At 72.8% G+C, this 25,292-nt stretch carries 25 protein-coding genes; 1 reads left to right on the top strand and 24 read right to left on the bottom strand.

Going from position 1 to position 25,292, the window contains the following annotated elements; genetic code table 11:
• Window positions 1-3: 3 nt before the first annotated feature.
• From RB146_08140 to RB146_08065, 16 genes are all read right to left on the bottom strand, one after another.
• A complete protein-coding gene (locus RB146_08140) occupies window positions 4-960 on the bottom strand; it encodes a nucleoside hydrolase (protein MDQ7828951.1) in 957 nt (318 codons plus the stop codon).
• 3 nt (window positions 961-963) lie between these two features.
• A complete protein-coding gene (locus RB146_08135; protein ID MDQ7828950.1) occupies window positions 964-1,908 on the bottom strand; it encodes a carbohydrate ABC transporter permease in 945 nt (314 codons plus the stop codon).
• Entirely contained in the window at window positions 1,908-2,825 is a 918-nt protein-coding gene (locus tag RB146_08130) for a sugar ABC transporter permease (GenBank protein MDQ7828949.1), read from the bottom strand. The genes RB146_08135 and RB146_08130 overlap by 1 nt, the downstream gene beginning before the upstream one ends.
• A gap of 70 nt (window positions 2,826-2,895) precedes the next feature.
• Entirely contained in the window at window positions 2,896-4,284 is a 1,389-nt protein-coding gene (locus RB146_08125; GenBank protein MDQ7828948.1) for an extracellular solute-binding protein, read from the bottom strand.
• A 101-nt stretch (window positions 4,285-4,385) separates the two neighbouring features.
• Window positions 4,386-5,441, bottom strand: coding sequence for an ADP-ribosylglycohydrolase family protein (locus tag RB146_08120; protein MDQ7828947.1), 1,056 nt, complete (start codon window positions 5,439-5,441; stop codon window positions 4,386-4,388).
• Window positions 5,442-5,450: 9 nt separating this feature from the next.
• Complete coding sequence (locus RB146_08115; protein ID MDQ7828946.1) at window positions 5,451-6,413, bottom strand: hypothetical protein; 963 nt, start codon at window positions 6,411-6,413, stop codon at window positions 5,451-5,453.
• A 3-nt stretch (window positions 6,414-6,416) separates the two neighbouring features.
• Window positions 6,417-7,187 carry a GntR family transcriptional regulator gene (locus tag RB146_08110; GenBank protein ID MDQ7828945.1) on the bottom strand — a complete coding sequence of 257 codons (771 nt, stop codon included), beginning with the start codon at window positions 7,185-7,187 and terminating at the stop codon, window positions 6,417-6,419.
• Window positions 7,188-7,295: 108 nt separating this feature from the next.
• Window positions 7,296-8,384, bottom strand: coding sequence for a redox-regulated ATPase YchF (ychF, locus tag RB146_08105; GenBank protein ID MDQ7828944.1), 1,089 nt, complete (start codon window positions 8,382-8,384; stop codon window positions 7,296-7,298).
• 3 nt (window positions 8,385-8,387) lie between these two features.
• Window positions 8,388-8,597 carry a DUF951 domain-containing protein gene (locus RB146_08100; GenBank protein MDQ7828943.1) on the bottom strand — a complete coding sequence of 70 codons (210 nt, stop codon included), beginning with the start codon at window positions 8,595-8,597 and terminating at the stop codon, window positions 8,388-8,390.
• Window positions 8,598-8,604: 7 nt separating this feature from the next.
• Window positions 8,605-10,104 carry a fused MFS/spermidine synthase gene (locus RB146_08095; GenBank protein MDQ7828942.1) on the bottom strand — a complete coding sequence of 500 codons (1,500 nt, stop codon included), beginning with the start codon at window positions 10,102-10,104 and terminating at the stop codon, window positions 8,605-8,607.
• A 116-nt stretch (window positions 10,105-10,220) separates the two neighbouring features.
• Window positions 10,221-12,851, bottom strand: a complete 2,631-nt coding sequence (gene clpB, locus RB146_08090) for an ATP-dependent chaperone ClpB (protein ID MDQ7828941.1) — start codon at window positions 12,849-12,851, stop codon at window positions 10,221-10,223.
• Between the two features lie 50 nt (window positions 12,852-12,901).
• Entirely contained in the window at window positions 12,902-13,870 is a 969-nt protein-coding gene (locus RB146_08085; GenBank protein MDQ7828940.1) for a DnaJ C-terminal domain-containing protein, read from the bottom strand.
• 63 nt (window positions 13,871-13,933) lie between these two features.
• Window positions 13,934-14,575, bottom strand: a complete 642-nt coding sequence (locus tag RB146_08080) for a nucleotide exchange factor GrpE (GenBank protein ID MDQ7828939.1) — start codon at window positions 14,573-14,575, stop codon at window positions 13,934-13,936.
• Window positions 14,576-14,590: 15 nt separating this feature from the next.
• Window positions 14,591-16,489, bottom strand: coding sequence for a molecular chaperone DnaK (gene dnaK / locus RB146_08075; GenBank protein ID MDQ7828938.1), 1,899 nt, complete (start codon window positions 16,487-16,489; stop codon window positions 14,591-14,593).
• 2 nt (window positions 16,490-16,491) lie between these two features.
• Window positions 16,492-16,938, bottom strand: coding sequence for an Hsp20/alpha crystallin family protein (locus tag RB146_08070; protein MDQ7828937.1), 447 nt, complete (start codon window positions 16,936-16,938; stop codon window positions 16,492-16,494).
• 44 nt (window positions 16,939-16,982) lie between these two features.
• On the bottom strand, window positions 16,983-17,306 hold the full coding sequence (locus RB146_08065) for a MerR family transcriptional regulator (GenBank protein ID MDQ7828936.1): 324 nt from the start codon (window positions 17,304-17,306) through the stop codon (window positions 16,983-16,985).
• Window positions 17,307-17,702: 396 nt separating this feature from the next.
• Here RB146_08065 and trxB point away from each other — a divergent pair, with 396 nt between their 5' ends.
• Window positions 17,703-18,695 carry a thioredoxin-disulfide reductase gene (gene trxB / locus RB146_08060; GenBank protein ID MDQ7828935.1) on the top strand — a complete coding sequence of 331 codons (993 nt, stop codon included), beginning with the start codon at window positions 17,703-17,705 and terminating at the stop codon, window positions 18,693-18,695.
• Between the two features lie 48 nt (window positions 18,696-18,743).
• Here trxB and trxA read toward each other — a convergent pair whose 3' ends face one another.
• The 8 genes from trxA to gcvH form a co-directional block, all read right to left on the bottom strand.
• A complete protein-coding gene (gene trxA, locus RB146_08055; GenBank protein MDQ7828934.1) occupies window positions 18,744-19,082 on the bottom strand; it encodes a thioredoxin in 339 nt (112 codons plus the stop codon).
• Between the two features lie 133 nt (window positions 19,083-19,215).
• Complete coding sequence (locus RB146_08050; GenBank protein ID MDQ7828933.1) at window positions 19,216-19,740, bottom strand: tetratricopeptide repeat protein; 525 nt, start codon at window positions 19,738-19,740, stop codon at window positions 19,216-19,218.
• A 131-nt stretch (window positions 19,741-19,871) separates the two neighbouring features.
• Window positions 19,872-20,063 carry a hypothetical protein gene (locus RB146_08045; protein ID MDQ7828932.1) on the bottom strand — a complete coding sequence of 64 codons (192 nt, stop codon included), beginning with the start codon at window positions 20,061-20,063 and terminating at the stop codon, window positions 19,872-19,874.
• Window positions 20,060-20,686 carry a transcriptional repressor LexA gene (gene lexA / locus RB146_08040; GenBank protein MDQ7828931.1) on the bottom strand — a complete coding sequence of 209 codons (627 nt, stop codon included), beginning with the start codon at window positions 20,684-20,686 and terminating at the stop codon, window positions 20,060-20,062. Before lexA ends, RB146_08045 begins: the two co-directional genes overlap by 4 nt.
• 319 nt (window positions 20,687-21,005) lie before the next feature.
• On the bottom strand, window positions 21,006-21,992 hold the full coding sequence (locus tag RB146_08035) for a threonine/serine dehydratase (GenBank protein MDQ7828930.1): 987 nt from the start codon (window positions 21,990-21,992) through the stop codon (window positions 21,006-21,008).
• Window positions 21,989-23,530, bottom strand: a complete 1,542-nt coding sequence (gene gcvPB, locus RB146_08030) for an aminomethyl-transferring glycine dehydrogenase subunit GcvPB (GenBank protein MDQ7828929.1) — start codon at window positions 23,528-23,530, stop codon at window positions 21,989-21,991. The genes RB146_08035 and gcvPB overlap by 4 nt, the downstream gene beginning before the upstream one ends.
• Complete coding sequence (gene gcvPA, locus RB146_08025) at window positions 23,527-24,846, bottom strand: aminomethyl-transferring glycine dehydrogenase subunit GcvPA (GenBank protein MDQ7828928.1); 1,320 nt, start codon at window positions 24,844-24,846, stop codon at window positions 23,527-23,529. The genes gcvPB and gcvPA overlap by 4 nt, the downstream gene beginning before the upstream one ends.
• A gap of 62 nt (window positions 24,847-24,908) precedes the next feature.
• Complete coding sequence (gcvH, locus tag RB146_08020) at window positions 24,909-25,292, bottom strand: glycine cleavage system protein GcvH (GenBank protein MDQ7828927.1); 384 nt, start codon at window positions 25,290-25,292, stop codon at window positions 24,909-24,911.

Here is a 25,292-nt window from a genome sequence, read left to right as displayed (position 1 = left end):
CGCTCATGACGGGGCGGCACCCGGGCGGTAGGCGGTCACCCGCTCGAGGTAGAGGGCCAGCTCGCGCTCCGCGTCCACCTCCAGGCAGACACGCACGTTGGGCGGCTGTCCCCACTGCCCGCGGAAGTCCGCGATGGTCTGGCCGCGCGCCCGCTCGCTGTCGGTGACCACGTCGACGTAGAGCTCCTGCGTGGTGAACCACTCGGGGCGGAGCAGGTAGGTGACGGCGGTGGGGTCGTGCACGAAGAACCCGTCGATGCCGGCGAACTGGCGGGCGGCGCGCAGGTAGAAGGGGGTGATCGCCCCGATCAGCTCGGTCACCGGCGTGCGGGCGGCGGCCAGCCGCGCCAGGTGCGCCGGCGTCATGATCACGCGGTGGGTAACGTCCAGCCCCACCATGGTGACCGGCCAGCCGGCGTGGAGGACGATGCGGGCGCTCTCGGCGTCGTTGTGGAAGTTCGCCTCGGCCACGGGGGTGGCGTTCCCCCGTTCGCGCACCCCGCCGCCCATGAGGACCACCTCGCGCACCCACTGCGCCAGGCGCGGCTCCACGCTCACGGCCAGGGCCAGGGTGGTCAGCGGGCCCAGCGCCAGCACCGTCAGCTCGCCCGGGGCCTCCCGGGCGCGGGCGATGAGGAACTCCACGGCGTTCCCCTCGGGGACGGGCCGGCCGGCCCCGAGGCCGGTCTCCCCCAGTCCGTCCGCCCCGTGCACCTGCCGGCCGCGGCCGGTGTAGGGCCGCAGGAGGGGGCGCCGGGCGCCCACCGCCACCGGCAGGTCGGGCCGGCCCGCCACCTCCAGCACGGCCAGGGCGTTGCGGGCGCACTGCTCCGCGTCGGTGTTGCCGTAGACCACCGTGAGGCCCTCCACCACGACCTCGGGCGAGGCCAGGGCCAGGAGGATGGCCATGGTGTCGTCCACGCCGGGGTCGGTGTCGATGAGCACCCGCCGGGGGGCCATGGCCTACCCCTTGACCCCGGAGAGGACGACGCCGCGGACGTAGTAGCGCTGCATCAGGAGGAAGAGGAGGATGATGGGGACCGAGGCCAGCACCGAGCCGGCGAAGATGCGCCCCCAGTAGATCTGCGTCTGCGTCGTCTGCTGGGCGATGGCCACCTGGATCGTCTGCAGCTCCTTGCGCCCCACGGCGATGAGCGGCCAGTAGAAGAGGTTCCAGATGAACTGGAACTCCAGCAGCGCCGTGGTCACCAGCCCGGGGACGGCGTTGGGGACGATGACGTGGCGCAGCACCCCGAAGAAGGAGGCCCCGTCGATGATGGCGGCCTCGTCCAGCTCCCGCGGGATCTCCTTGAAGAACTGAACCAGGGCGAAGATGACGAAGGGACTGGCGTACCAGGGGAGGACGAGGGCCCACACCGTGTCCTGCACCCCCAGCGCCCGCACGACGATGTAGAGCGGCACCATCACTGCCTCGAAGGGGATGAGCATGGTGGCGATGACGACGAGCAGCAGCGCCTCCTTGCGCGGGAAGTCCAGGCGGGCGAAGAAGTAGGCGCCCATGGTGTTCACCACCAGCGAGCTGAGTACGACGGCCGCCGAGACGAAGGCCGTCACCGCCAGGGCCCGGCCGAAGTTCAGCCCGAAGGCCCGCCCCTCCGGGGAGAGACCGAGCACGTCGAGGAAGTTCTTCAGCGTCCACTCCACGGGGACGAAGGTGCGCCAGGTCAGCGGGTAGGTGTACTCGAAGATCTCCACTTCCCGCCGCAGGCTCCCCAGGATCATCCAGGCGAAGGGCGTGACGTAGAGGACCAGGATGACGACCCCGGTGAGGTACCACCACCAGTCCCGCCCGGCCGCGCGCGCCCAGCGGGCCAGGAACGCCGCCGTCCCCGCCCCTCGCCGGGCCGGCAGGACCGCGCGGGCTTCGGCCACAGGCCCGGAGGACATCAGTACTCCACCTCGCTGCGCAGCAGCCGCATCTGCACGCCGCTCACCACCAGCAGGATGGCCAGCGTCACCATGGAGATGGCCGCGGCGTACCCCATGTCCTGGAAGAGGAAGCCGTTCTGGTAGATGTAGTAGACGATGACCTTCGTCGCGTCCAGCGGCCCGCCGCGGGTCATGGTGTAGACGGGGACGAAGACCTGGAAGGAGAAGATCGTCTGGGTGACGAGGACGAACATCAGCACCCGGCGCAGCAGGGGCAGGGTGATGGCCCGGAACTGCTGCCAGGGGCTGGCCCCGTCGATGCGTGCCGCCTCGTAGAACATGTCGGGGATGCCCTTCAGCCCCGCCATGAGGATGATCATGCTGAAGCCGAGCTCCTTCCAGACCATCATGACGACAATGGCCACGAGCGCCAGCTGCGGGTTGGAGAGGAAGGCGATCCGCGGCAGGCCCAGGCTGGTGAGGATGCTGTTCAGCAGCCCCAGCTGCACGTGGTACATCAGCGCCCAGATCACCGAGACGACGACGATGGAGGCCACCACGGGGGCGAAGACGGCCGAGCGGACCAGGGCGGCGAAGCGCGTCTCCCGCTGGAGCAGGACGGCGAAGAGCAGGCTGAGCGCCACCTGCGCCGGCACCTTGAGCAGGACGTAGAGCGCGGTCACCCGCAGCGAGGTCCAGAAGATCGGGTCCTCGAGCATGCGCCCGTAAGCGCCCAGACCGATGAACGTCCCGTACCCGCCCAGCAGGCTGTACTGCCAGAGGCTCGACCGCAGCGCCGCCAGGATCGGCAGGTAGCGGAAGACGAGGAAGTTCACCAGGGCGGGGGCGATGAACAGGAAGGCCAGTAGGTAGCCGCGGCGGCGGGCGGTCCACCACCGGCGCGGGACGGGGAGGGCGGGCGTGGCGACGCTCACCTGGCCCTCTGGGCGCGTGCGCTCCTCCGCGGTGCGCGGGGCCGCCCCGTGGGCGGCCCCGCGCGTGGGGCTAGCGGTTCCAGCCCCGGTACTTGGCCAGCAGGCCCTGGATGCGCTGGGCTCCGGCCTTCATCTGCTGGGCGACGTCGGCGCCGGCGATGATGTTGAGGGTCACTTCGGCGAAGACCTGCTGGTACTCGGTGTAGCCGGGGGTCTGGATGCGCGGCACCCCGATCCGCTGCATCGCCTCGAACCACATGTGCTGCCGCCCGCCCGGCCGGTATTCGGGCAGGCTGTTGAGCAGGTTGACGTTGGCGGGGAGCTGGCGCACGTGCTTGTACCAGATGCGCGCCCCCGCGTCGCTGCTGGCGAACTTCACGAATGCCACCGCCTCCTCCAGGTGGCGCGTGTTCGGCGAGATCCCGTAGTGCCAGCTCCCGGTGTGGCAGAGCTGGGTCTTAAAGTAGGGGATGCCGGTCACGCCCCAGGGGAACTTCCCTTCCCCGTAGAGGCGGTTGAGCTCCCCGATGCGGTTGTCGGGCGTCACCATGAAGGCGGCCTTGCGCGTCTCGAAGATCTGCGGGATCGGCTCGATGGGCGTCACCCGGTAGCGGCGGTGCAGGTCCTGGTAGAACTGCATCGCCTCGACGGCCTCGGGCGTGTCGAAGTAGCCGACGAAGGTAACCCCGTCCGGGCCCATGCCCTGGAAGGTCTTGGACCCCTTGGCCCCGTTCGACCGCCGGAAGATCCCGTGCTCGTAGTCGCCGACCCACGTCCCCTGCCCCCAGCGCAGCCCCCACACCGTGGGGACGCTGGAGCCGGCGGGGCGGCGGGTGGTCTTCTGCCACGCGGTGAGCGCCTGGCGCATCGTCCAGCTCCGCCCCAGCGTCGTGGGCGGCTTGATGCCGGCGGCGTCGGTCATCTGTCGGTTGTACATCATCAGTGAGCAGGACTGCATCATCGGCGGGCCGTAGAGCACGCCGCGGAAGCTGCCTTCCTCGACGGACTGCGGCAGCCACTGCTTGAGCTCCTCCGGGGTGAAGTAGCGGCCCAGCGGCACCAGGCTGCGGTAGAAGGCGTAGTGCTTCATGTCGGGGCCATCGGACTGCACCAGGTCCATCTGGGCGCCCGCGGCCACAGCGCTCTCGATCTTGGGGAAGAGGTCCTGGAACGGCACCGACTCGAAGGCCAGGTCCACGTGGGCCCACTTCCCGCCCTCGATCTTGCGGAACTCCTGGAGGATCTCCTTCCAGGCGTTGATCTGGGCGTCGTCGGTGATGGTCAGGAACTTGAGCACGACGCGCGGCCGCGCCGCCTGCGCCACCGCCCCGCCGGCCGCGGCCGCCTCCTCAGCCTGTCGGGGGGACGCCCGGACCGGCAGCACCGTGCTCGCCACCAGCGCACCGGCGACCACGGCGACGAGCAGGGCCGTGAGGCCTCCCCACACTCGCACCCACATCGTCTCGACCTCCTTCCCTCCTCCGCCTAGACGACGAGACCCCTCTCACCTCCCCTCCCGAACCGCCCGCCACGGTACGGTCACGGACGGCCCGCAGCGCCCTAGCGGGCGCTGGGGACTCGGGCCCGCTCGGCCAGCGCCGTCAGCTCGCGGGCCACCGCGCGCAGGTCGAGCGCGTTGGCGCGCTCGACGCGCTCGATGAGGTCGGCCGGCAGGGCCCGGGCCCCCCGCAGCGCTCCGGCTAGGCTGCCGGCGATGATGGCCACCGTGTCGGTGTCGTCCCCGATGTTCACCGCCCCCATGATCGCCTCCAGCGGGTCCCCGCCCGCCGCCACGAAGACGCCCACGGCGGCGGGGACGGCCTCGGCAATGTGCAGCCCGCTGCCCACCACGGCGTGGATCGCCTGCACCGCCTCCAGCAGGTCGGAGTGGCGCAACGCCAGCGCCACCGCCAGCTCCATGCGCCGCTGCACCGACGGCCCTGCCACCACCCGCCCCTCGCGCCGCCCCGACGCCTCGCCCTGCTCCGCACCGGCAAAGGCCGCGCGCACCACGCTGTAGACGTCGGCGTCCGGGGTGAGCGCCTGGGCCACGCCGGCGGCCACAGCGGCCGCGCCCGCCATGGCCAGCTGGGTGGCGTGGGTAGGCAGGCACATCACCACCGCATCATGCACCGCGCCGTCGATGTCACCGGGGTGCGCCAGTCCGGCGGGGGCCACCCGCATGGCCGCGCCGTTGCTCGTGCCCACGCTGGTGAGGCGCCCGCGCCGTCCCGCTTCCAGCGGCGGGACCCCCTCGCGCATCGCCTCGATGGCCGCGCGCGTGGTGGGGCCGGCGAACCGCCGGAAGACCTCGGGATCCTCCGCCCAGCGCAGCAGGTGACGGGCCACGGCCTCGACGCTGAGGACGCCTCCGGTCTCGATCAGCGCCCGGGCCATGGCCAACATCTGCCCCGCGTCGTCCGTGATCTGGGCGGCCTCGCGCCCCCCCGCGAAGGGGCTGTCCGGTGGCGGACGGTGGAACTCGCGCACCGGGCCCCCGAAGAGGCGCACGATCTCTTCGAAGCTGCGCTGCTCCGTGGCCGCGCCCATGGCGTCGCCGATCACGCCGGCAGCCAGGCTGCCCAGGATGCGGTCGTAGAGGTCCACCCCCGGCATCGCCCGCAGTTACGCCTCGTCGGCCCGGGCCGAGGCCGCCATCGCCGCCGGGCTCAACACGCCGCGCTCCGTGACGAAGGCCTCCACCAGCCTGGCCGGCGTGGTCTCGAAGAAGCGGTTCCAGACGATGAGCCCTGGCGGCGGCGTCCACTCGCCCAACACCTCTGCCGCCGGGCGGTCGGGCACGGGCACGGGCCACCCCAGGGCGGCCCGCGGGTCCACCTTCGTCGTCTCTGCCGCCACGTAGACAGGGACACCGGCAGCCGCTGCGGCGAGCGCCAGCAGGTAGGTGCCGGTCTTGTTCAGGAAGGCCCCCGAGGGGAGGACGGCGTCCGCGCCGACCATGACCAGGTCCGCCCCCCGCACCCGCACGCCCATGGCGGCGTCTGGGATCAGCTCGCAGGGCAGCCCGAGCGCCGCCACCGCCTCGGCCAGGCGCCGGCCCTCGAAGAGGGGGCGGGACTCGGTTACCACCACCCGCACCGTCGCCCCGGCGCGCGCGACGTGGGTGAGGACCCGCAGGACGGTGTCGCTGAAGCTGTGCGTCACCAGCGTTCGTCCCGACCCCACGAGGCGCGCCCCCACTTCGGCCAGGCGGGCCATGTCGGCTTCAGACCGCCGGACGCTCCGCTCTGCCCAGGCCTGAAGGCGCGCCCGGACCTGGGATGCGGGGGCGCCCCGGCCAAGCTCCTCCTCCACGATGGCCTCGGCGTCGTGGACGACGCGGGCGACGGTGGCCATGACGGGGGCCAGGGCCAGCAGCTCCCGTCCCACGTCGAGCACGTGCGCACCCAGCGCGGCGGGGTCGTCGGGCCCTTCCGCCGCCGCCAGTGCCAGCGCGGTGAATGCCGCCCGGCCGATGGCGCTCCCGCCCCGGATCCGCAGCAGGCGCAGGTCGTCCAGGATCTCGGCGGCCCGGCGGGCTACGCCTACGCCCTGCTCGGCGCCGCCACCCGCCTCCGCACGCGTCACCGTCTAGCCTCCGCCGACCGGCGGCGCCGCCAGCCGGACCCCGTACCGGTAGATGTCGGAGCGGATCACCGAGATCCCGTGCTCGATGGGCTCGCCGTTCCTGAGCAGGGCCAGGCGCCGCAGGATGAGGACGGGAGCGCGGGCGCGGATGCCCAGCAAGGCCGCCTCCCGCCGCGTGGCCCCCCGGGCCCACATCTCGTCCTCGGCCCGGGCGACCTCCAGGCCGTAGTCCTGGCGGAGGAGGTGGTAGAGCGATCCCACCGCTGCCAGCCGGGCGACCTCGAGCCCAGGGACCGCCGAGGCCGGTAGGTGCGAGACGCTGTAGTTGACCGGCCGACCCCCTGCGGTGCGCACCCTGGCCACCCGGGCGACGGGGGTCGCCGGCGGCAGGCGCAGCCCGGCGGCCACCTCGGGAGGCGCCGGCTCCACCGTGATCTCCACCTGCCCGATGCCGGGTTCCAGCCCCTGGGAGCGCAGCACGTCGGTAAAGGAGACCAGCACGTCCCCGGCCTGGCGGATGGTGGGCTGGGCCACCATGATGCCGCGTCCCCGCACCGAGACGAGCGTCCCCTGGAGCAGGAGCGGGCGCAGCGCCTCCCGCAACGTGATCCGGCTCACCCCGTACGCCCGCATCAGGTCCCGCTCGGGGGGCAGCAACGTCCCCGGGGCCAGGGTCCCCGCGGCGATCTGCCGCTCGATGTCCGCGCGCACCTGGTGGTACTTGGGGACGAGGCTGAGGGGCTGGGCGGAGACGGGCCGGGGCGTCCAGCCCACAGCGGGGCGGTCGGGTTTGAGGCGGGTTGAGCCCGGCAATGACGGCATGTCAGGATGTCGGCATGATGGCTGTCGGGTAGGTTTCGCGCAAACCGGGCAGATCTCCTCCTATACGGCGAACCGGATCGTGAGGATGTCGCCGTCCTGCACCACGTATCCCCGCCCCTCCGCGCGGAGGAGCCCCCGCTCCCGCGCCGCCTCGAGGCTGCCCGCCGCCACGAGCCCCTCCCAGGGCACCACCTCGGCCCGGATGAACCCCCGTGCCATGTCCGTGTGGATCCGCCCCGCCGCCTCGAGCGCCGTGGCGCCCCGGCGCAGCGGCCAGGCCCGCACCTCCTGGGAGAGGACGGTGAAGAAGGTGATGAGCTCCAGCAGCTCGTAGGTCGCCCGCAGCAGGCGGCCGACGCCGGAGGCGTTCTCGTCGACGCCCAGGGCACGGCGGAACTCCGCCGCCTCCTCCGCGGGGAGCTCGGCCAGGTCGGCCTCCAGGCGGGCGTCCAGGGCAACGAGGCGCGCCCCCTGTGCCTCGGCGTGACGCTGCAGCCCCTCGAGGGCCGCGCTCGAGGCCGCCCCGTCCACGTTCGCCACGACGAGCACCGGCTTGGCGGTGAGGAGGCGCCAGGGGGCCAGACGGGCCAGCTCCTCCCCCTCCAGCGCGTGGCGCGCCGGGATCCCCCGGGCCAGCGCCTCCCTCAGGCGGTCGAGCACCTCCACCTCCGCCCGTGCGGCCACATCGCCGCTGCGCGCCCGCGGGCCGGCGCGCTCCCGCAGCCGCTCCACCTGGGCTAGGTCGGCCAGGAGCAGCTCCGCCTCGACGATCTCGGCGTCCCGCACCGGGTCGATCGCCCCCTCTACGTGCGCCACCTCGGGCGCGGCGAAGAGGCGCACGACGTGCAGGAGGACGTCCGCCTCGCGCACGTGGGCCAGGAACTGGTTGCCAAGCCCCTCGCCCCGCGAGGCGCCACGTACGAGCCCGGCGATGTCGACGACCTCGACGGTGGCGGGGACGACCCGCGCCGGACGGAGGACCCGGGCGAGCGCCTCCAGACGCGGATCCGGGACGGAGGCCACCCCGCGGTTGGGGTCGATGGTCGTGAAGGGGTAGGGAGCGGTGGCCGCGCGGGCCTGGGAGAGCGCGTTCAGCAGCGTGGACTTTCCCGCGTTGGGCAACCCGACCAGCCCCGCCCGGAGGGCCACCGGCTAGTCGGGGCGGTAGCCCGGACCGCGGCGGACGAACTGCCGGATGCGCCGCTCCAGCTTCACCCGCGGCACCAGCACGCTGCGCCCGCACCCCGTGCAGGTGATGCGCACGTCGGCCCCCAGCCGGACCACCTGCCAGGTGTCGCTGCCGCAGGGGTGCGGCCTGCGGGTGCGGACGACGTCCCCCTCGTAGAGCTTGAGGATGGCCACCGCCCGCTCACCGCCGCGGGATCAGCGCGTCCACCGGGGCGTGGTCGTCGGTGAGGAGCGGCACGTCCTCGGTGCGGACGGGGTGCGGGTAGAGGCTGGCCACCACGTCGGGGAAGCCCGGCACCCGCACCACCGTCCCCGCCAGGGCCGCCCCCCGCGCGCGCAGCGCCGCGGCGTCGAGCGGCGCCCCGTGGGTACCGACGATGATGATGTTCCGCACCGACGCCGCGCTGCCGTAGGCGTGCCACCCGACCGGGAAGACGTAGACCGTGGGGAAGACGGTGCGGAAGGTCCTGTAGATGGCGCGGAAGAGGCGGCTGTCGGGGCCGTCCAGGGCGCCGATGACGTTGCTGGCCGCCACCCCGCCCGGCCGCAGGCGCGCGGCGACGAGCTCGAAGAACTCCCGCGTGGCCAGGTGGAAGGGGATGGTGTCGATCAGGTAGGCGTCCAGGAGGATGAGGTCGTAGCGCGTCGGGGTGGTGAAGAGGAAGAGGCGGCCGTCCTGCGCGATGACGCGCAGCCGCGGGGTGCGCGGCAGGTCGAAGTACCGGTAGGCGGCGGCGACCACCTCCGGGTCGAGCTCGGCCACGTCCACCTGCACCTGCGGGTAGTCCTCGACGAACCGGCGCGGCACGGTGCCGCCGCCGAGCCCGATGAGCGCCACCCGCTCCGGCCGCGGGACGAGCAGGAGCGGCGCGTGCATGTAGTCGCTGTAGGCGAAGACGGTGCGGTGCGGGTCGTCCAGGTCGAGGCCGCTCTGCCAGTAGTTGTCGAGCTTCAGGTAGCGGACCCGCCCCTCGTCGGAGACGGTGATCTGGTGGTAGACGGTGTCGCGCTGGAAGACCACCCCGTCCGGCGCGTGCACCGGACCAGCCGCCACCCCGCCGGCCACCAGGGCCACCGCCAGCCCGCCGGTGGCGGCCGCCGCCACCGCGCGCCGGGCCGTGAGGAGCCCCGCCACCGCCAGCAGCATGAGGATAATCCCCAGCCCGTGGATGATCGCGCGCACGCCGAAGGCGTTGATGAGGACGAAGGCGGCCAGCAGCGTCCCCAGGATGCTGCCCAGCGTGGAGAGGGCGTAGAGGACGCCGGCGACGTTGCCGACGGTGAGGACGCTGCGGGCCCGCAGGCGCACGGCGAAGGGCGAGACCGTGCCCATGACCACGCTCGGCAGGAGGAAGAGGAGGGCGGCGGCCAGCAGCGAGCCGGCACGGGGGCCGAATCCGGCCAGGACCAGGGCCCCGAGCAGCGGGCGCGCCACGTAGGGGATGGGGAAGGTCAGCGCGCCGGCCAGGAAGACCAGCGCGCTGAAGAGCACCGGCGAGGGCCAGCGGTCGGCGACCCGGCCCCCGACGAAGTAGCCGAGGGTCAGCCCGGCCAGGAAGACCCCGATCAGGCTCCCCCAGACGTAGACGGAGTTGCCGAAGAACGGCGCCAGCACGCGGCTGGCGACGATCTCCAGGACCAGCAGGACCGCCCCGCTGGTGAAGACGGTGACCTCGAGCACCCGGCGTGCCTCCCGGTCGTTGGGCTGCGTCGCGGCCGACGCGTCGCGGCGTCGGCGCGCGCCGCGGGCGTCGAGATCATCCTACCAGAGGCCGCCCGGAGGCCGCCGGGGATCCCTCATCCCGACGCCGCCGGCACCGCTTCGCGGCGCGTGAAGACCAGCTCCCCGGCCTGGAGGTCCACCACGGCCACGTCGCCTTCCTTCAGCTCCCCGGCCAGGATGCGGCGGGCCAGCGGGTTCTCCACCGCCCGCTGGATGAGCCGCCGCAGCGGCCGCGCCCCGAACTCCGGGCTGTAGCCCTCCCGGGCCAGGTAGTCCTTCGCCGCCTCGGTCACCTCCAGGCCCACCTTCATCCCGGCGAGCCGCTGGCGCAGGTCGCGCAGCTGCAGGTCGACGATGGTGCGCAGCTGCGGCCGCGAGAGCGGCCGGAAGACGATGATCTCGTCGATGCGGTTGAGGAACTCCGGCCGGAAGGTGCGGCGCACCTCGTCGAGCACCTGGACGCGCGCCATCTGGTAGCCGGCCTCGTCCTCCGGGTCGAGGTGGAGCAGGTAGCGGCTGCCCAGGTTGCTCGTCATGATCAGCACGGTGTTCTTGAAGTCCACCGTGCGGCCGTGCCCGTCGGTCAGGCGGCCGTCGTCCAGCACCTGCAGGAGGAGGTTGAAGACGTCGGGGTGGGCCTTCTCGATCTCGTCGAGCAGGATCACCCGGTAGGGCCGCCGGCGCACCGCCTCGGTGAGCTGCCCGCCCTCCTCGTAGCCCACGTAGCCCGGCGGGGCGCCGATAAGGCGGCTGACCGTGTGGCGCTCCTGGTACTCGGACATGTCCAGGCGCACCATGGCCTCCTCGGCGTCGAAGAGGACCTGGGCCAGGGCGCGGGCCAGCTCCGTCTTCCCCACGCCGGTGGGCCCGAGGAAGAGGAAGGAGCCGATGGGGCGGCGCGGGTCCTTCAGCCCGGCGCGGGCGCGGCGGATGGCGTCCGCCACCGCCTGCACCGCCTCGTCCTGCCCCACCACCCGCTCGTGCAGCCGCTCCTCCAGGTGGAGGAGCTTGGCCATCTCCCCCTCCATGAGGCGCTGTACGGGGATGCCCGTCCAGCGGGCCACCACCTCGGCGATGTCCTCCGCCGTCACCTCCTCCTTGAGGAGCCGGCGGCCGCCCTGGACCCGGGCCAGCTCCGCCTCCTGCTCGCGCAGCTGGCGCTCCAGGTCGGGGATGACGCCGTAGCGCAGCCGGGCCGCCTGCTCCAGGTCGGCGCGCCGCTCCGCCTCCTCGATCTGGCGGCGGGTCTCCTCGATGCGCTGCTTGGTCTCGCGGATGGCCTGGATGGCCCGCTTCTCCCGCTCCCACTGCCGGCGGAGGGCCTCTGATCGCGCGCGCAGCTCGTCCAGCTCGCGCTCGATCCCGGCCAGTCGCTCGCGGCTGGCCGGGTCCTCCTCGCGCCGTAGCGCCTCCCGCTCGATCTCCAGCTGCATGATGCGCCGGTCGACCTCGTCGAGCTCCTGGGGCTTGCTGTCGATCTCCATGCGCAGCCGGGCTGCGGCCTCGTCGATGAGGTCGATGGCCTTGTCCGGCAGGAAGCGGTCGCTGATGTAGCGGTCGGAGAGCACGGCCGCGGCGATCACCGCCGAGTCGGTGATCCGGACCCCGTGGTGGACCTCGTACCGCTCCTTGAGGCCGCGCAGGATGGAAATGGTGTCCTCCACCGACGGCTCGCCCACGAAGACCGGCTGGAAGCGCCGCTCCAGGGCCGCGTCCTTCTCGATGTGCCGGCGGTACTCGTCCAGGGTGGTGGCGCCGATGGTGTGCAGCTCGCCGCGGGCCAGCATGGGCTTGAGCATGTTGGCGGCGTCGATGGCCCCCTCCGCCGCCCCCGCGCCCACCACGGTGTGCAGCTCGTCGATGAAGAGGATGATGTCCCCCCGGCTCTGCTGGATCTCCCGCAGCACCGCCTTCAGGCGGTCCTCGAACTCCCCCCGGTACTTCGTCCCGGCCACCAGCGCCCCCAGGTCGAGCTGGAAGATGCGCTTGTGCTTGAGCCCTTCGGGGACGTCCCCGCGCACGATGCGCTGGGCCAGCCCCTCGACGATGGCCGTCTTGCCCACGCCGGGGTCGCCGATGAGCACCGGGTTGTTCTTGGTGCGCCGGCTGAGGACGTGGATGACGCGGCGGATCTCCTCGTCGCGGCCGATCACCGGGTCGAGCTTGCCCTGGGCGGCCAGGGCGGTGAGGTCGCGGCCGTACCGCTCCAGCACCTGGTACTTCGACTCCGGGTGGGGGTCGGTGACGCGCTGGTGGCCGCGCACCTGCTGCAACCCCTGGAGGATCCGCTCCGGGGTGGCGCCGGCGTCGGCCAGGAGCCGCGCCGCGGGGTCCTCGGTGTCGCGCACGGCCGCCAGCAGCAGGTGCTCCGTGCTGATGTACTCGTCACCCAGCCGCTGGGCAGCGTCCTGGGCGTCGGTGAGGACGCGCTGCAGGCGCGGCGAAACGTACATCCCCTCGCCCACGCCCGCCCCCTGCACCTGCGGCCGGCGGTCGAGCTCGTGCACCAGGCGCGTGCGCACCACGCGCGGATCCACCTGAATGGCCTGCAGGATGCGGGGGACGACGCCGTCCGGCTGGTCCACCAGCGCCAGCAGGAGGTGCTCCACGTCCACCTGCGGGTGCTGGCGCTGCCGGGCCTCCTGCTGGGCCGTGATCAGCGCCTCCTGGGACCGCTCTGTGAACCGCTCGAACCGGCTGGCCATGACCGAAACCCTCCCTGCCCCTGGGCTCGTGCAGCTCCGCCGCCCCGCGCCTAGACCTTGCCGGCGGCCCGGGCGCGCCCGCCGCCCGCGCGGCGCCGCCGCATCTCCTCGAAGAACCGCCGCTCTTCCTCGGTGAGCCGCTCCGGCAGCACCACCCGCACGCGCACGAACTGGTCGCCCCGTCCGCCACCGGCCCGGGGCATCCCCAGCCCGCGCAGGCGGAAGGTCCGCCCGTTCTGCGTCTCGGGCGGGATCTGCATGCGCACCGGCCCCTCCAGTGTGGGGACCTCGACCTCCGCCCCCAGCAGCGCGTCGGGGAGCGAGACCGGCACCTCCACCAGCAGGTCGTCACCCTGCCGGGTGAAGACCGGGTGCGGGCGGATGCGGATGGTCAGGTAGAGGTCGCCGCCGTCGAGCGCGCCGCCGAGGCGCAGGCGCTGCCCGTCGCGCACCCCCGGGGGCACGGTGACGTCGAGGCGGCGGGTGGTCCCGTCCACCTGCAGCGTCACCGGCTTGCGCACGCCCCGGAAGGCCTCCTCCAGGGTGAGCTCCAACTCCGCGCTCGCCTGCGGCCGCGCCTCCGCCCCGCGCAGCACCTCCTCCACGGCGGAGGGCCGGCGCCCCGCGCGGCGGCGGCCCGGGCGCGCACCCAGCCCCCCGAAGAACTGCTGGAAGAACTCGCTGAAGCCCCCGCCCAGCAGGTCCTCCAGGTCGCCCAGGTCCCCGAAGGTGACCGTGTAGCCGCCGGGCGCCTGCTGGTAGGCGCCGCGGAACAACTGCTCCCAGGGGACTCCGCCGCGCTGGTAGGCGTCGTAGATCTGGTCGTAGCGGGCCCGCTTCTCCGGGTCGTGGAGGACCTGGTAGGCTTCGTTGATCTCCTTGAAGCGCTCCTCCGCCCCCCGGCTCTTGTTCACGTCGGGGTGGTACTGGGCGGCCAGGCGGCGGAACGCCTGGCTGATCGTCTTCTGGTCGGCGGTCCGCTCGACGCCCAGGATCTTGTAGTAGTCCTTGAACTCCATCTCCGCCCGCCCCGACGTGCTCCCCGCCGCCGTGCCGCCCCGTCCCGGCGCCGCGGCGCCCGATCAGGCGCCGTCGCCCGCGCGGGCCACCCGGACCCGCGCGGGGCGCAGCACGTCCTCCCCGATCAGGTACCCGCGCTCCACCTCCTCGACCACCGTGCCGGCAGGATGGGCCTCGTCGGGCGGCACGGCCTCGATGGCCTCGTGGAGGCGCGGGTCGAAGGGCCGGCCGACGGCCGCAAACGGCCGCACCCCGAACCGCTCCAGGAGCTCGAGGATCTGCCGGTGGGTGATCTCCAGCCCCTCCTGCAGGCCGGCCAGGGCCGCGGTGACGTCCCCCTCAGGCGACGCCGCCCGCACCGCCGCCTCTCGGGCGTAGGCGCGGGCCCGCTCCAGGTTGTCCACCGCTCCCAGGATCACGGCCAGCAGCTCGCGCCGCGCCCGCGCCACCGCCTCCTCCCGCGCCCGCGCCGCCTGCTTCTTGTAGTTCTCCAGGTCGGCGGCCGCGTGGAGGAACTGCTGCCAGTGGTGGTCCGCCTCCTCGCGGTAGCGCTCCACCTCGGCGCGCAGCTGCTCGATGGTCGCCTCAGGTGAGGCGACCGCGCCCTCCCGCGGCCCCTCCACCGGCGCCTCCGGTGCGGCCACCTCGTCGCGGGGCTCGCTGGGTGGTGCCAGCTCCTCGGGCGCCTTGCGCTCCTCCGTCATCGTCGCCCCCGCTCCTCATCCGTCCGTGCGACGGTACTCGGCGTCGATGACGTCCTCGCCCGGCTTCTCCCCTTCGGGGCGCCCCGCCGTCGCCCCGGCCGGCTGGGCCGCGGTCTTCCGGTACATCTCCTCCGCCAGCTTGTAGCTGGCCTGCTGGACGGCGTCGCTGGCGCGGCGGATGCGCTCCAGGTCGTCGGTGCCGAAGGCCTCGCGCAGTTCCCGCAGCGCCGCCTCCACCCGCTGCCGCTCCTCGGCGGAGACCTTGTCCCCCACCTCGCGGAGCATGCGCTCGGTCTGGTAGGCGATGCTGTCGGCGCGGTTGCGCAGCTCGGCCTGCTCGCGCTTGCGGCGGTCCTCCTCGGCGTAGCGCTCGGCCTCCCGCACCATCCGCTCCACCTCCTCCTTGGAGAGGGTGGAGGTGCCGGTGATCTTGATGGACTGCTCCCGGCCGGTGGCGCGGTCCTTGGCCGTCACGTTGAGGATGCCGTTGGCGTCGATGTCGAAGGTCACCTCGATCTGCGGCACGCCCCGCGGCGCCGGCGGGATGCCGTCCAGGATGAAGCGCCCCAGCGTCCGGTTGTCGCGCGCCATGGGGCGCTCGCCCTGGAGGACGTGCACCTCGACCTGGGTCTGGCCGTCCTGCGCCGTGGTGAAGACCTCGCTCTTGCGCGTGGGGATGGTGGTGTTGCGCGGGATGAGCACCGTCATGACGCCCCCCAGCGTCTCCACGCCCAGGCTGAGCGGGGTGACGTCCAGCAGGACCACGTCGCGCACCTCCCCGGCCAGCACCCCGGCCTGGATGGCCGCGCCCACGGCCACCACCTCGTCGGGGTTGACCCCCTTGTTGGGCTCCTTGCCGAGGAGGCGGCGCACCAGCTCCTGGATCATCGGCATGCGCGTGGCGCCGCCGACCAGGATGACCTCGTGGATGTCCTTCTCCGTCATCTTGGCGTCGCTGAGCGCCTGCTTCACCGGCCCGATGCACCGCTCCACCAGGTCGGCCGTCAGCTCCTCGAACTTGGACCGGGTCAGCACGTAGTCGAGGTGCTTGGGGCCGGTGGCGTCGGCGGTGATGAAGGGGAGGTTGATGGTGGTCTGCACCACGGTGGAGAGCTCGACCTTGGCCCGCTCGGCCGCCTCGCGCAGCCGCTGGAGGGCCTGGCGGTCCTTGCGCAGGTCGATGCCGTGCTCCCGCCGGAACTCGTCGGCGAGCCAGTTGACGATGCGCTCGTCCCAGTCGTCCCCGCCCAGGTGCGTGTCGCCGGAAGTGGCCTTGACCTCGAAGACCCCCTCGCCGATCTCCAGGATCGTCACGTCGAAGGTGCCGCCGCCCAGGTCGAAGACCAGCACCGTCTCGGCGCCCTTCTTGTCCAGCCCGTAGGCCAGCGCCGAGGCCGTGGGCTCGTTGATGATGCGCAGGACCTTGAGCCCGGCGATCTCCCCGGCGTTCTTCGTGGCCGTGCGCTGGGCGTCGTTGAAGTAGGCCGGCACGGTGATGACCGCCTCGGTGATCTTCTCCCCCAGGTAGGCCTCGGCGTCGGTCTTCAGCTTCTGGAGGATCATCGCCGAGATCTCCTCGGGGGTGAAGGTCTTGCCCGCGGCCGGGATGCGCACCACGGCCATGCCGTTGGGCCCTTCCTCCACCTTGTAGGGGACCATGCGCCGCTCCGTCTCCACCTCGGTGTAGCGGCGCCCCATGAAGCGCTTGATGGAGTAGACGGTGTTCTCCGGGTTCAGGATGGCCTGGCGCTTGGCCATCTGGCCCACCAGGCGCTCCCCCGTCTTCGTGAAGGCGACGACCGACGGCGTGATGCGCCCTCCCTCGGCGTTGGGGATCACCTGGGGCTCGCCACCGATCATCGTGGCGATGACGGAGTTGGTCGTGCCCAGATCGATGCCGACGACGCGTGCCACGGTTACTCGACCTCCACCTTGATCGACTTGGCCCGGGCCCGCTCCGCCTTGGGGAGGCGGACCTCCAGGATGCCGTTCCGGTAGGCCGCCCGGGCCTGGTCCGCCTGGACCGCCGTCGGCAGCGCCACCGTCCGCTGGTACGAACCGTAGCGCAGCTCGCGGCGGTAGTAGTTGCGGCCCTTCTGCTCCTCCTCGGCGCGCGCCTCGCCCCGCACCGTCAGCGCGTCCTCCGAGACCGTCACGTCGACGCTCTTCGGATCGATGCCGGGCATCTCGGCGCGGAAGACGACCTCGCTGTCGGTCTCGAACAGCTCGGCCGCCGGCTCCCAGACCGCCGGGACTCCGCGCCGCTCCGTCCGCCGGGAGGTGAAGAACTCGTCGAAGACCCGCTCCATCGACTCCCGGAGCGAGGCCAGCTCATCGAACGGGTCCCACCGCCGGATGCTCACCGCTCCTCCCTCCCTTCGCCCTTCGCGTCCGCGTCCTCAGCCACTCACCGCTCGCCGCTCCGGCGCACGCGCACGCTGCGCCGGCTGAAGATCCAGGTCACGTCCCCGCTGCGGCCCGCTTCCTCCCGGTCGTAGACCTCGAGGAGGAGCTTCACCCCGGCCAGGTTTACCCCGAGTTCCTGGGTCAGGTGGCGGATCAGCCGCACCCGCTCGATGTCCCGGTCGGAGTAGAGGCGGATGCGGTTCCGCCGCCGGGGGGCCAGCAGGCCCTTCTCCTCGTAGATCCGCAGCGTCCGGGGGTGGAGCCCCGCCAGGTCGGCGGCGATGCTGATGAGGTAGAGGGGCGTGTCCTCCCGCCGACTCCTCATGCCTCCCGCCCTCGCCTTCCTGAGCGTGGTGCCCAGCCCCATACCTCCATACCCCTTACCTACCCACTGTCAGCGCCATTGTCAAGGGATCTGACAATAATATTGTCAATTCCGGACCGGGGCGCGGCGCCCTGCACCACGCCTGCACCACCTGCCGCGCCCTGGCCACGACGACGGGCCCGGGGAATGGCCCCGTGCCGTCCGGCGTTTGAGGGCGTGATGCGGCCGGACGACGGCAGCGCCCCGCCCGGGCCGGTCGGTGTCGCCGCGGCCCTCGCCTGTCCGGCGCCGGCGCCCGCGGCCATTTCCCCGCGCCCGGGTTTCGGGTAGGCTCACGGTGTCACGTCGTCCAGGCCAACGCTGTCCAGGCGTGACGAGGAGGGCATCGAATCGGGAATGGAGGGGCGGGTGCGGCGCGTGGTGATCCTGGGGGGCGGCCCCGCCGGGCTGACGGCGGCCATCTACGCCGCCCGGGCGAACCTGGCGCCGCTGGTCATCGAGGGGAGCGAGGCGGGCGGCCAGCTCATGCTCACCACCCTGGTGGAGAACTACCCCGGCTTCCCCGACGGGATCATGGGCCCGGACCTCATGCAGGCCATGCGCCTGCAGGCCGAGCGCGTGGGGGCGGAGTTCCGCTCGGAGGACGCGGAGGCGGTGGACCTGTCGCGCCGGCCCTTCCGCATCCGCACGGCCAGCGGCGAGGAGGTGCTGGCCGCCGCCCTCATCATTGCCACCGGAGCCTCGCCGCGCATGCTGGGACTGCCCTCGGAGCAGCGCCTGCTGGGGCGGGGGGTCTCCACCTGCGCCACCTGCGACGGCTTCTTCTTCCGCAACCAGGACGTGGTCGTCGTAGGCGGCGGGGACACGGCGATGGAGGAGGCTCTCTACCTGGCCAACCTGGCGCGCTCCGTCACGGTGATCCACCGCCGCGACCGGCTGCGGGCCAGCGCGATCATGCAGGAGCGGGCCCGGCGCCACCCCAAGATCGGCTTCCGTTGGAACAGCGAGGTGGTGGAGGTCCTGGGCGACGAGAAGGTGACGGGTGTCCGGGTGCGGGACCGCCAGACGGGGGAGGAGAGCGTGCTCCGGACCGACGGCGTCTTCATCGCCATCGGCCACGTCCCGAACACCCGCCTCTTCCAGGGGCAGCTGGAGATGACCCCGCAGGGCTACCTCGTCGTCCGGGGGACGCGCACGAGCCGGGAGGGCGTCTTCGCCGCCGGCGACGTCCATGACCACACCTACCGCCAGGCGGTCACCGCCGCCGGCTTCGGGTGCATGGCGGCGATGGAGGCGGAGCGCTGGCTGCAGGGGGCGGAGGCGCTCACCCCCGAGGAGCACTGGGAGCCGCGCTCGGTGGCCGAAACCCCCTCCCCGCGACCCTCCTGACCCGGGCCCGGCGGGGCCTGTGCGGTCGGCCGCTCGGGGCCTGGCCGGTCAGCGCACGCTCGCCGCGAGCGCGGCGTCCACCCGCCGCTTGAGCTCCGCCTTCGGCATGTACCCGACGATTCGCTCGACCAGCTGCCCGCCCTTGAAGAGCCCGAGGGTGGGGATGCTCATGATGTTGAAGCGCATGGCCAGCCCCTGGTTGGTGTCCACGTCCACCTTGGCGACCTTCATGCGCCCCTCGTACTCCCTGGCGAACTCCTCGACGATGGGAGCGATCATCCGGCACGGGCCGCACCACTCCGCCCAGAAGTCCACCAGGACCGGCAGGTCGGCCTGGACCACCTCGCGCTCGAAGGTCTCCTCCGTGACGTGCGTCGGCTTCGCCATGCGTCCCTCGCTCCTCCTACGGTCACCGTCCTGCGGACGGGAGCACACCGCGCAGCTCCCCCGCTACCATAGCGTAACGCCCGCCCGCTGCCCAACATTCCCTGATGGGCCAAACGTGCCCTGCGGGGGGCCCTCAGCGCGCGGAGAGGAGCAGCGGCGTGAGGAGGAGGGCAGCACCCAGGAGGGCGATGGCCGCAGCCGGCCCCAGGCAGCCGCGACGGGGGGCACCGGCGGGCGCACGCATGGAGAGCCGCGTGGCCTTCTTGAACTCCCGCACGGCATCGCCGACGCGCCCCATCTCCTTGTAGAGGACGCCCAGGTTCTGGTGGGCCACCCAGTAGTCCGGGTCGACCTCGATGGCCCGCTCGTAGGCGCGCAGTGCCTCGTCGCGCCGCCCCAGCTCGCGGTAGACGTTGCCCAGGTTGCTGTAGGCGGCGGCGTACCGGGGGTTGAGCGCCACCGCCACCTGGAGGACCTGGAGGGCCTCCTCGTACCGGCCCTGCCGTGCCAGCGCCACGCCCAGCTTGCTGTAGGCCACGGCCGAGTCGGGGTGCTTCGCCACGGCCTCGCGGAAGGCGGCCTCGGCCTCCGGCCAGGCCTCCCGTCGGAGCGCGTCCTCCCCGGCCTCCAGGTGCGGCCGTGCGTCGGCCTCGCCCACGCAGCGGGGCTTCGGCGCCTGCGGTGTGGTCTCCTAGGGTGGGACGGCCCCGGGTGGGGACCCCCCCCACGTGTCGAGAGGCCCGGCTCAACCGCGTCGCAAGGGCCCTGCCTGGGGTGGGTCGAGCCGGGTCAAGGCCGGAGGGGACCTTCCCACCAGGCGGTGACCAGCAGGAGGACAAGGAAGAGCAACGCCTTGAGCCGCAGGGCCTGCTCGTCGTCCAGGAGCCGCTCCCACACCGCCCGCCGGCGCGGGGGCGCCGGCCGCGCCGACGGTGCCGCGCGGTAGGCGAGGCGTCTGGCGACCGCCGGCCCCGCGCTCATCCCCGCGCCTCGTGGTATCCACGCAGAAGCCCCACCACCTTGCCGATGATCTCGAACGTCCCCCGCAGCACCGGGTAGGCCGGGTGCTCGGCCCTGAGCACGAGCTGCTCCCCCTCGCGGGCCAGGCGCTTCACGGTAGCCTCCTCCCCGTAGAGCGCCACGACGATGTCCCCGGGCTGCGCAGTCTGCTGGCAGCGGACGATGACGAGGTCGCCCGGCAGGATCCCCGCCCCGACCATGCTGTCGCCACGGACGGTGAGCAGGAAGCACTCCTCCTGCCACCCCACGAAGCGCCGGGGCACAGGGATCATGTCCTCCACGTGCTCCTCGGCCAGCACCGGCAGCCCGGCCGAGACCCGCCCCACCAGCGGCAGGGCGACCGTCTCCTCGAGGTCACGCAGCGCGCTGCGGTCGGTGATCTGGAGCACCCGCATGCGGTCGCCGTGCCGGCGGATGTAGCCCTTGCGTTCCAACGCCACCAGGTGCTGGTGGACCGTGGACGGGGAGCGCAACCCCACCGCCCTGCCCACCTCGCGGACCGAGGGGACGTAGCCGGAGCGGCGGATGCAGGTGGCGACGTATTGCAGGATCTGCTGCTGACGCTGGGTCAGCCGCCCGCCCATCTCTTTGCTGCCTCCTCGAGCCTCTCAACCGTGCCCGGACCGGGCCCTCCTGAATGGCCTCCGGGCCGCCTGCCACGGCAGGGTGGCCTCTCGTCGGGACAAGCGTATGCCGAACACACGTACGAACAGCAACCCTGGTTTAGCGAACAGATGTACGATTTTCTCCCTCACACGGCCTCGCGCGGGGCCAGACGCGTCAGAGCGCAATCTTGAAGGGGACGCACCCGCAGGAGCTCCTTGGCGCCGAGCCTGAGCACGCTCCAGGCTCACAACTGACGCAGGGAAGCCCGAGGAGCTGACGGGGAGAGCGACCGACCGGTTAGAGCGTGGACCGCGCCAGCACCCGAGCGAGCAGGTCCGGGTCCACGTTGCTGCCGGACAGCACGATCACGGCGGCGCGGGGCACGTCGACGGTTCCGCTGAGGAGCGCAGCCAGCCCGACCGCCCCCGACGGCTCCACCACTAGCCGCGCCTCGAGGAGGAGGCGGCGCACCGCCTCCAGGATGGCCTCCTCCGGCACCGCCACGAAGTCGTCGACGCAGACCCGGGTCACCTCCCAGGTGAGGCGACCGGGCTCCAGGACGCGCAGGCCGTCTGCCACCGTCGGAGCAAAGGGGAGCCGGACAGGGCGTCCGGCGGCGCGGGAGCGGGCAAACCGGGGTAGCAGGGCCGGTTCAATGCCCAGGACGGCCGTCTGGGGGCGCAGCCCCTTGACCGCCACCGCGACCCCGGAGATGAGCCCTCCACCGCTCACCGGCACCAGCACCGCCCGCACCTCCGGCAGGTCCTCCACGATCTCCAGACCCACGGTGCCTTGCCCTGCCATGACCAGCGGGTCGTCAAACGGCGGGACGTAGGCCAGCCCTTCGCGCTCGGCCAGGTCCAGGGCCAGCCGGATCCGCTCCTCGCTGGTGCGCCCGTGGCGCAGGAGGCGCGCGCCCCAGCGGGCGATCCCCTCGGCCTTCACCGCCGGAACGTCCTCGGGGACGACCACCGTGGCGGGCCGGCCGAGGCGTGCGGCCACGTAGGCCACCGCCTGTCCGTGGTTGCCCGAAGAGGCGGTGATAACCCCGCGCCCGGGTGACAGCGTGGTGAGGTGGCTCGCCGCCCCCCGCACCTTGAAGGAGCCGGTGGGCTGGACTCCCTCCACCTTGAGCCAGATCCCCGGCTGCGGGTGGAAGGGCAGGAGGGGCGTGCGCAGGACGTGCGGGGCGATGCGCTCGCGCGCCGCCCGGATGGCCTCCAGCGTCAGCGCGACAGCGCTGGCCGCCGCCCCACCCCGCTCGGCGCCTGGCGCGTCCGTCACGCCGGGGGGTCTTCCGGCAACCGCCAGCGCAGGTTGGGGCGGCGCGCGGCGGTGACCTCGTCCAGCCGCGCCACGGGCGTGGTGTGCGGGGCGGTGCGCACCAAGTCGGGCTGCGTGCGGCATTCCTCCGCCACAGCCAGCATGGCCCGGGCGAAGGCCTCCAGGGTCTCGCGGCTCTCGGTCTCGGTGGGCTCGACCATGATGGCCTCCTCCACGATGAGCGGGAAGTAGATCGTCGGCGCGTGGAAGCCGTAGTCGAGGAGGCGCTTGGCGATGTCCCGCGTGGTGACCCCGGACTCCCGCTTCTGCCGCCGGCCGGAGAGGACGAACTCGTGCTTGCACGGCCGGTCGTAGGGAAGGTCGAAGGCGTCGCGCAGCAGCGCCAGCAGGTAGTTGGCGTTGAGGACGGCCGCCTCGGAGACCTGGCGCAGCAGCGGTCCGTAGGCGCGGATGTAGGCGTAGGCGCGCACCAGCACGGCGAAGTTCCCGTAGAAGGCCCGCACGCGGCCGATCGACTTCGGGCGGTCGTAGTCCAGCCGGTAGCCGTCGCCGTCGCGCTCCACCACCGGGACCGGCAGGTAGGGCGCCAGGTGGGCCTTCACCGCCACCGGCCCCGCGCCCGGCCCCCCGCCACCGTGCGGGGTGCTGAAGGTCTTGTGCAGGTTGGTGTGCATCAGGTCGAACCCCTGGTCGCCCGGCCGGGTGATCCCCAGCATGGCATTGAAGTTCGCGCCGTCCAGGTAGAGCTGGGCCCCGACCCCGTGCACCAGCTCGGCCACCTCGAGGATGCGTTCCTCGAAAAGCCCCAGCGTGTTGGGGTTGGTGAGCATGAGGGCGGCCAGGCGCCCGTCGGCCATGCGCCGCAGCGCCTCGACGTCGATGTTGCCGCGCCGGTCGCTGGGCACGGTGAGGACCTCGTAGCCGCACATCGCCGCCGACGCCGGGTTGGTGCCGTGGGCCGAGTCGGGGACGGCCACGCGCGTGCGCTGACGCTCCCCGCGGTCGGCGAAGTAGGCCCGGACCATCAGGAGCGCCGTCAGCTCCCCGTGCGCGCCCGCGGCGGGCTGGAAGGTGACACGGTCCATGCCGGTAATCTCGGCCAGCATCGCCTCCAGTTCCGCCATGAGCCGCAGCGCCCCCTGGGCCAGCGGCCCGGGGGTGTAGGGGTGGAGGCGGGCGAAGCCCGGCAGGCGCGCCGCGTCCTCATTGACCTTGGGGTTGTACTTCATCGTGCACGACCCCAGCGGGTAGAACCCCAGATCCACCGCGTAGTTGCGGTGGGAGAGGCGGGTGTAGTGGCGCACCAGGTCGAGCTCACTCACCTCCGGCAGCGGCGGCGGCGTGGGGCGCAGGACGGCCGGGGGGAGGATGGCCTCGAGCGGCACGGGGGGCACGTCGCTCGCCGGCGGGGCGGCGGCCCGACGACCCGGGGCGCTCTGCTCGATGAGCAGCGGGATCCCGTCCGCGTCCGGCCGGCGCGGCGCCTCCTGCGGCGGGGCGCTCACCCCGGCCGAGGCGATCCCGTGGTGCTCCGTCATCGGACGTCCTCCTCGGCGATCTCCGCCACCGCCTCCACCAGCCGGTCGATCTCCGCCCGGGTGCGCATCTCGGTCACGCAGAGGAGCCAGCCGTGGTCGAGGTCCGGGTAGCAGGGGCCGAGCGGCAGTCCCCCCAGGATCCCTCGGGACTGGAGCCCGTCGTTCAGCCGCTCGGGCGGCAGCGGGCAAGTGAGGACGAACTCGTGGAACGTCGGGCCGGGGAAGGCCAGGCCGAACCCGGGCAGGGCGCACAGGCGCTCCCGCGCGTAGTGGGCCTTGCGGACGCATGCTTCCGCCACCTGGCGCAGGCCGTGCGGCCCCAGCGCCGCCATGTAGACGGCGGCCGCCAGGGCGTTGAGGGCCTCGTTGGTGCAGATGTTGCTCGTCGCCCGCTCGCGCCGGATGTGCTGCTCGCGGGTCTGCAGGGTGAGGACGAAGCCGCGACGGCCACGCGCGTCGACCGTCGCGCCGACGAGACGTCCGGGCATACGGCGCACGAAGGCCTCGCGCGTGGCCAGCATGCCCAGGTAGGGACCGCCGAAGTTCAGGTGGTTGCCGAGCGGCTGCCCCTCGCCGGCGACGATGTCGGCGCCGAGCGCCCCCGGCGGCTGCAGCAGCCCGTAGGCCACCGGATCGGCCACCGCCACCACCAACAACGCGCCGGCGGCGTGGGCGGCCTCCGCCAGCGCCCGCACCTCCTCCAGGCGGCCGAAGAAGTTGGGGTGCTGGACGACGACGGCCGCGGTCTCGCCGTCCAGGGCGTCGCGCACCGCCTGCGGGGTCGTGACCCCGCCCTCGTGCGGCAGGTCGGTCACGGTGAGCCCCAGCGGGGCGGTGTAGGTGCGCAGCACCTGGCGGTACTCGGGGTGGACCGCGGTGGACAGGAGGATGCCGGAGCGCCGCGTGAGGTCACGCGCCATGACGGCCGCCTCCGCGGTCGCGCTGGCCCCGTCGTACATGGAGGCGTTGGCCACCTCCATGCCGGTCAGGGCACACAGCAGGCTCTGGTACTCGTAGGTGGCCTGCAGCTCTCCCTGCATCAGCTCGGCCTGGTAGGGGGTGTAGGCGGTGACGAACTCCGCGCGCCCGGCCAGGTGCCAGACGACGCTGGGGATGAAGTGGTCGTAGGCGCCGGCCCCGAGGAAGCAGACGTAGCGGTCCGCGTCGGCGTTCTGGCCGCTGAACGCGCGCAGCTCCGCCAGCAGCTCGGCGTCGCTGGGGGCGGGGGGAAGGCGGAGGTCCCGCAGCAGCCGCACGCTCGCCGGGATGTCGGCGAAGAGGTCCTCCACGTCGGCCACACCGATCGTCGCCAGCATCTGCGCGCGGTCCGCCTCGGTCAGCGGCAGGTACCTGTGGGGCACCCAGGCGCGGGCCACCGCTAGGCCTCCTCGCCGACGAGCCGCCGGTACTCCTCCGCCGACAGCAGGCGCTCCCACTCCGTGGGGTCGCTGGGTTCCAGGAGCAGCATCCACCCCGCTCCGTACGGGTCCTGGTTGACCAGCTCGGGGCGCTCGGCCAGCTGCGTGTTCACCTCGACGACCGTCCCCGAGACCGGGGCGTAGAGGTCAGAGACGGCCTTCACCGATTCGATCACGCCGAAGGTCTGCATCTGGGTCACCGTGCTGCCGGGACGGGGGAGCTCGATGAAGACGACGTCGCTGAGGCGGTCGGCGGCGAACCGGGTGATGCCGACACGGATCCGCCCATCCTCGCGCCGCGCCCACTCGTGCTCCTTCGTGTACCGGAGGTCCTCAGGGAACAT

This window comes from Armatimonadota bacterium, from assembly GCA_031081585.1.
GTDB classification, from domain to species: Bacteria; Sysuimicrobiota; Sysuimicrobiia; order Sysuimicrobiales; family Humicultoraceae; genus Geohabitans; species Geohabitans tengchongensis.
Note: the sequence above shows the minus strand (reverse complement) of the source record. Positions and strands in the feature narration are given on the sequence as shown.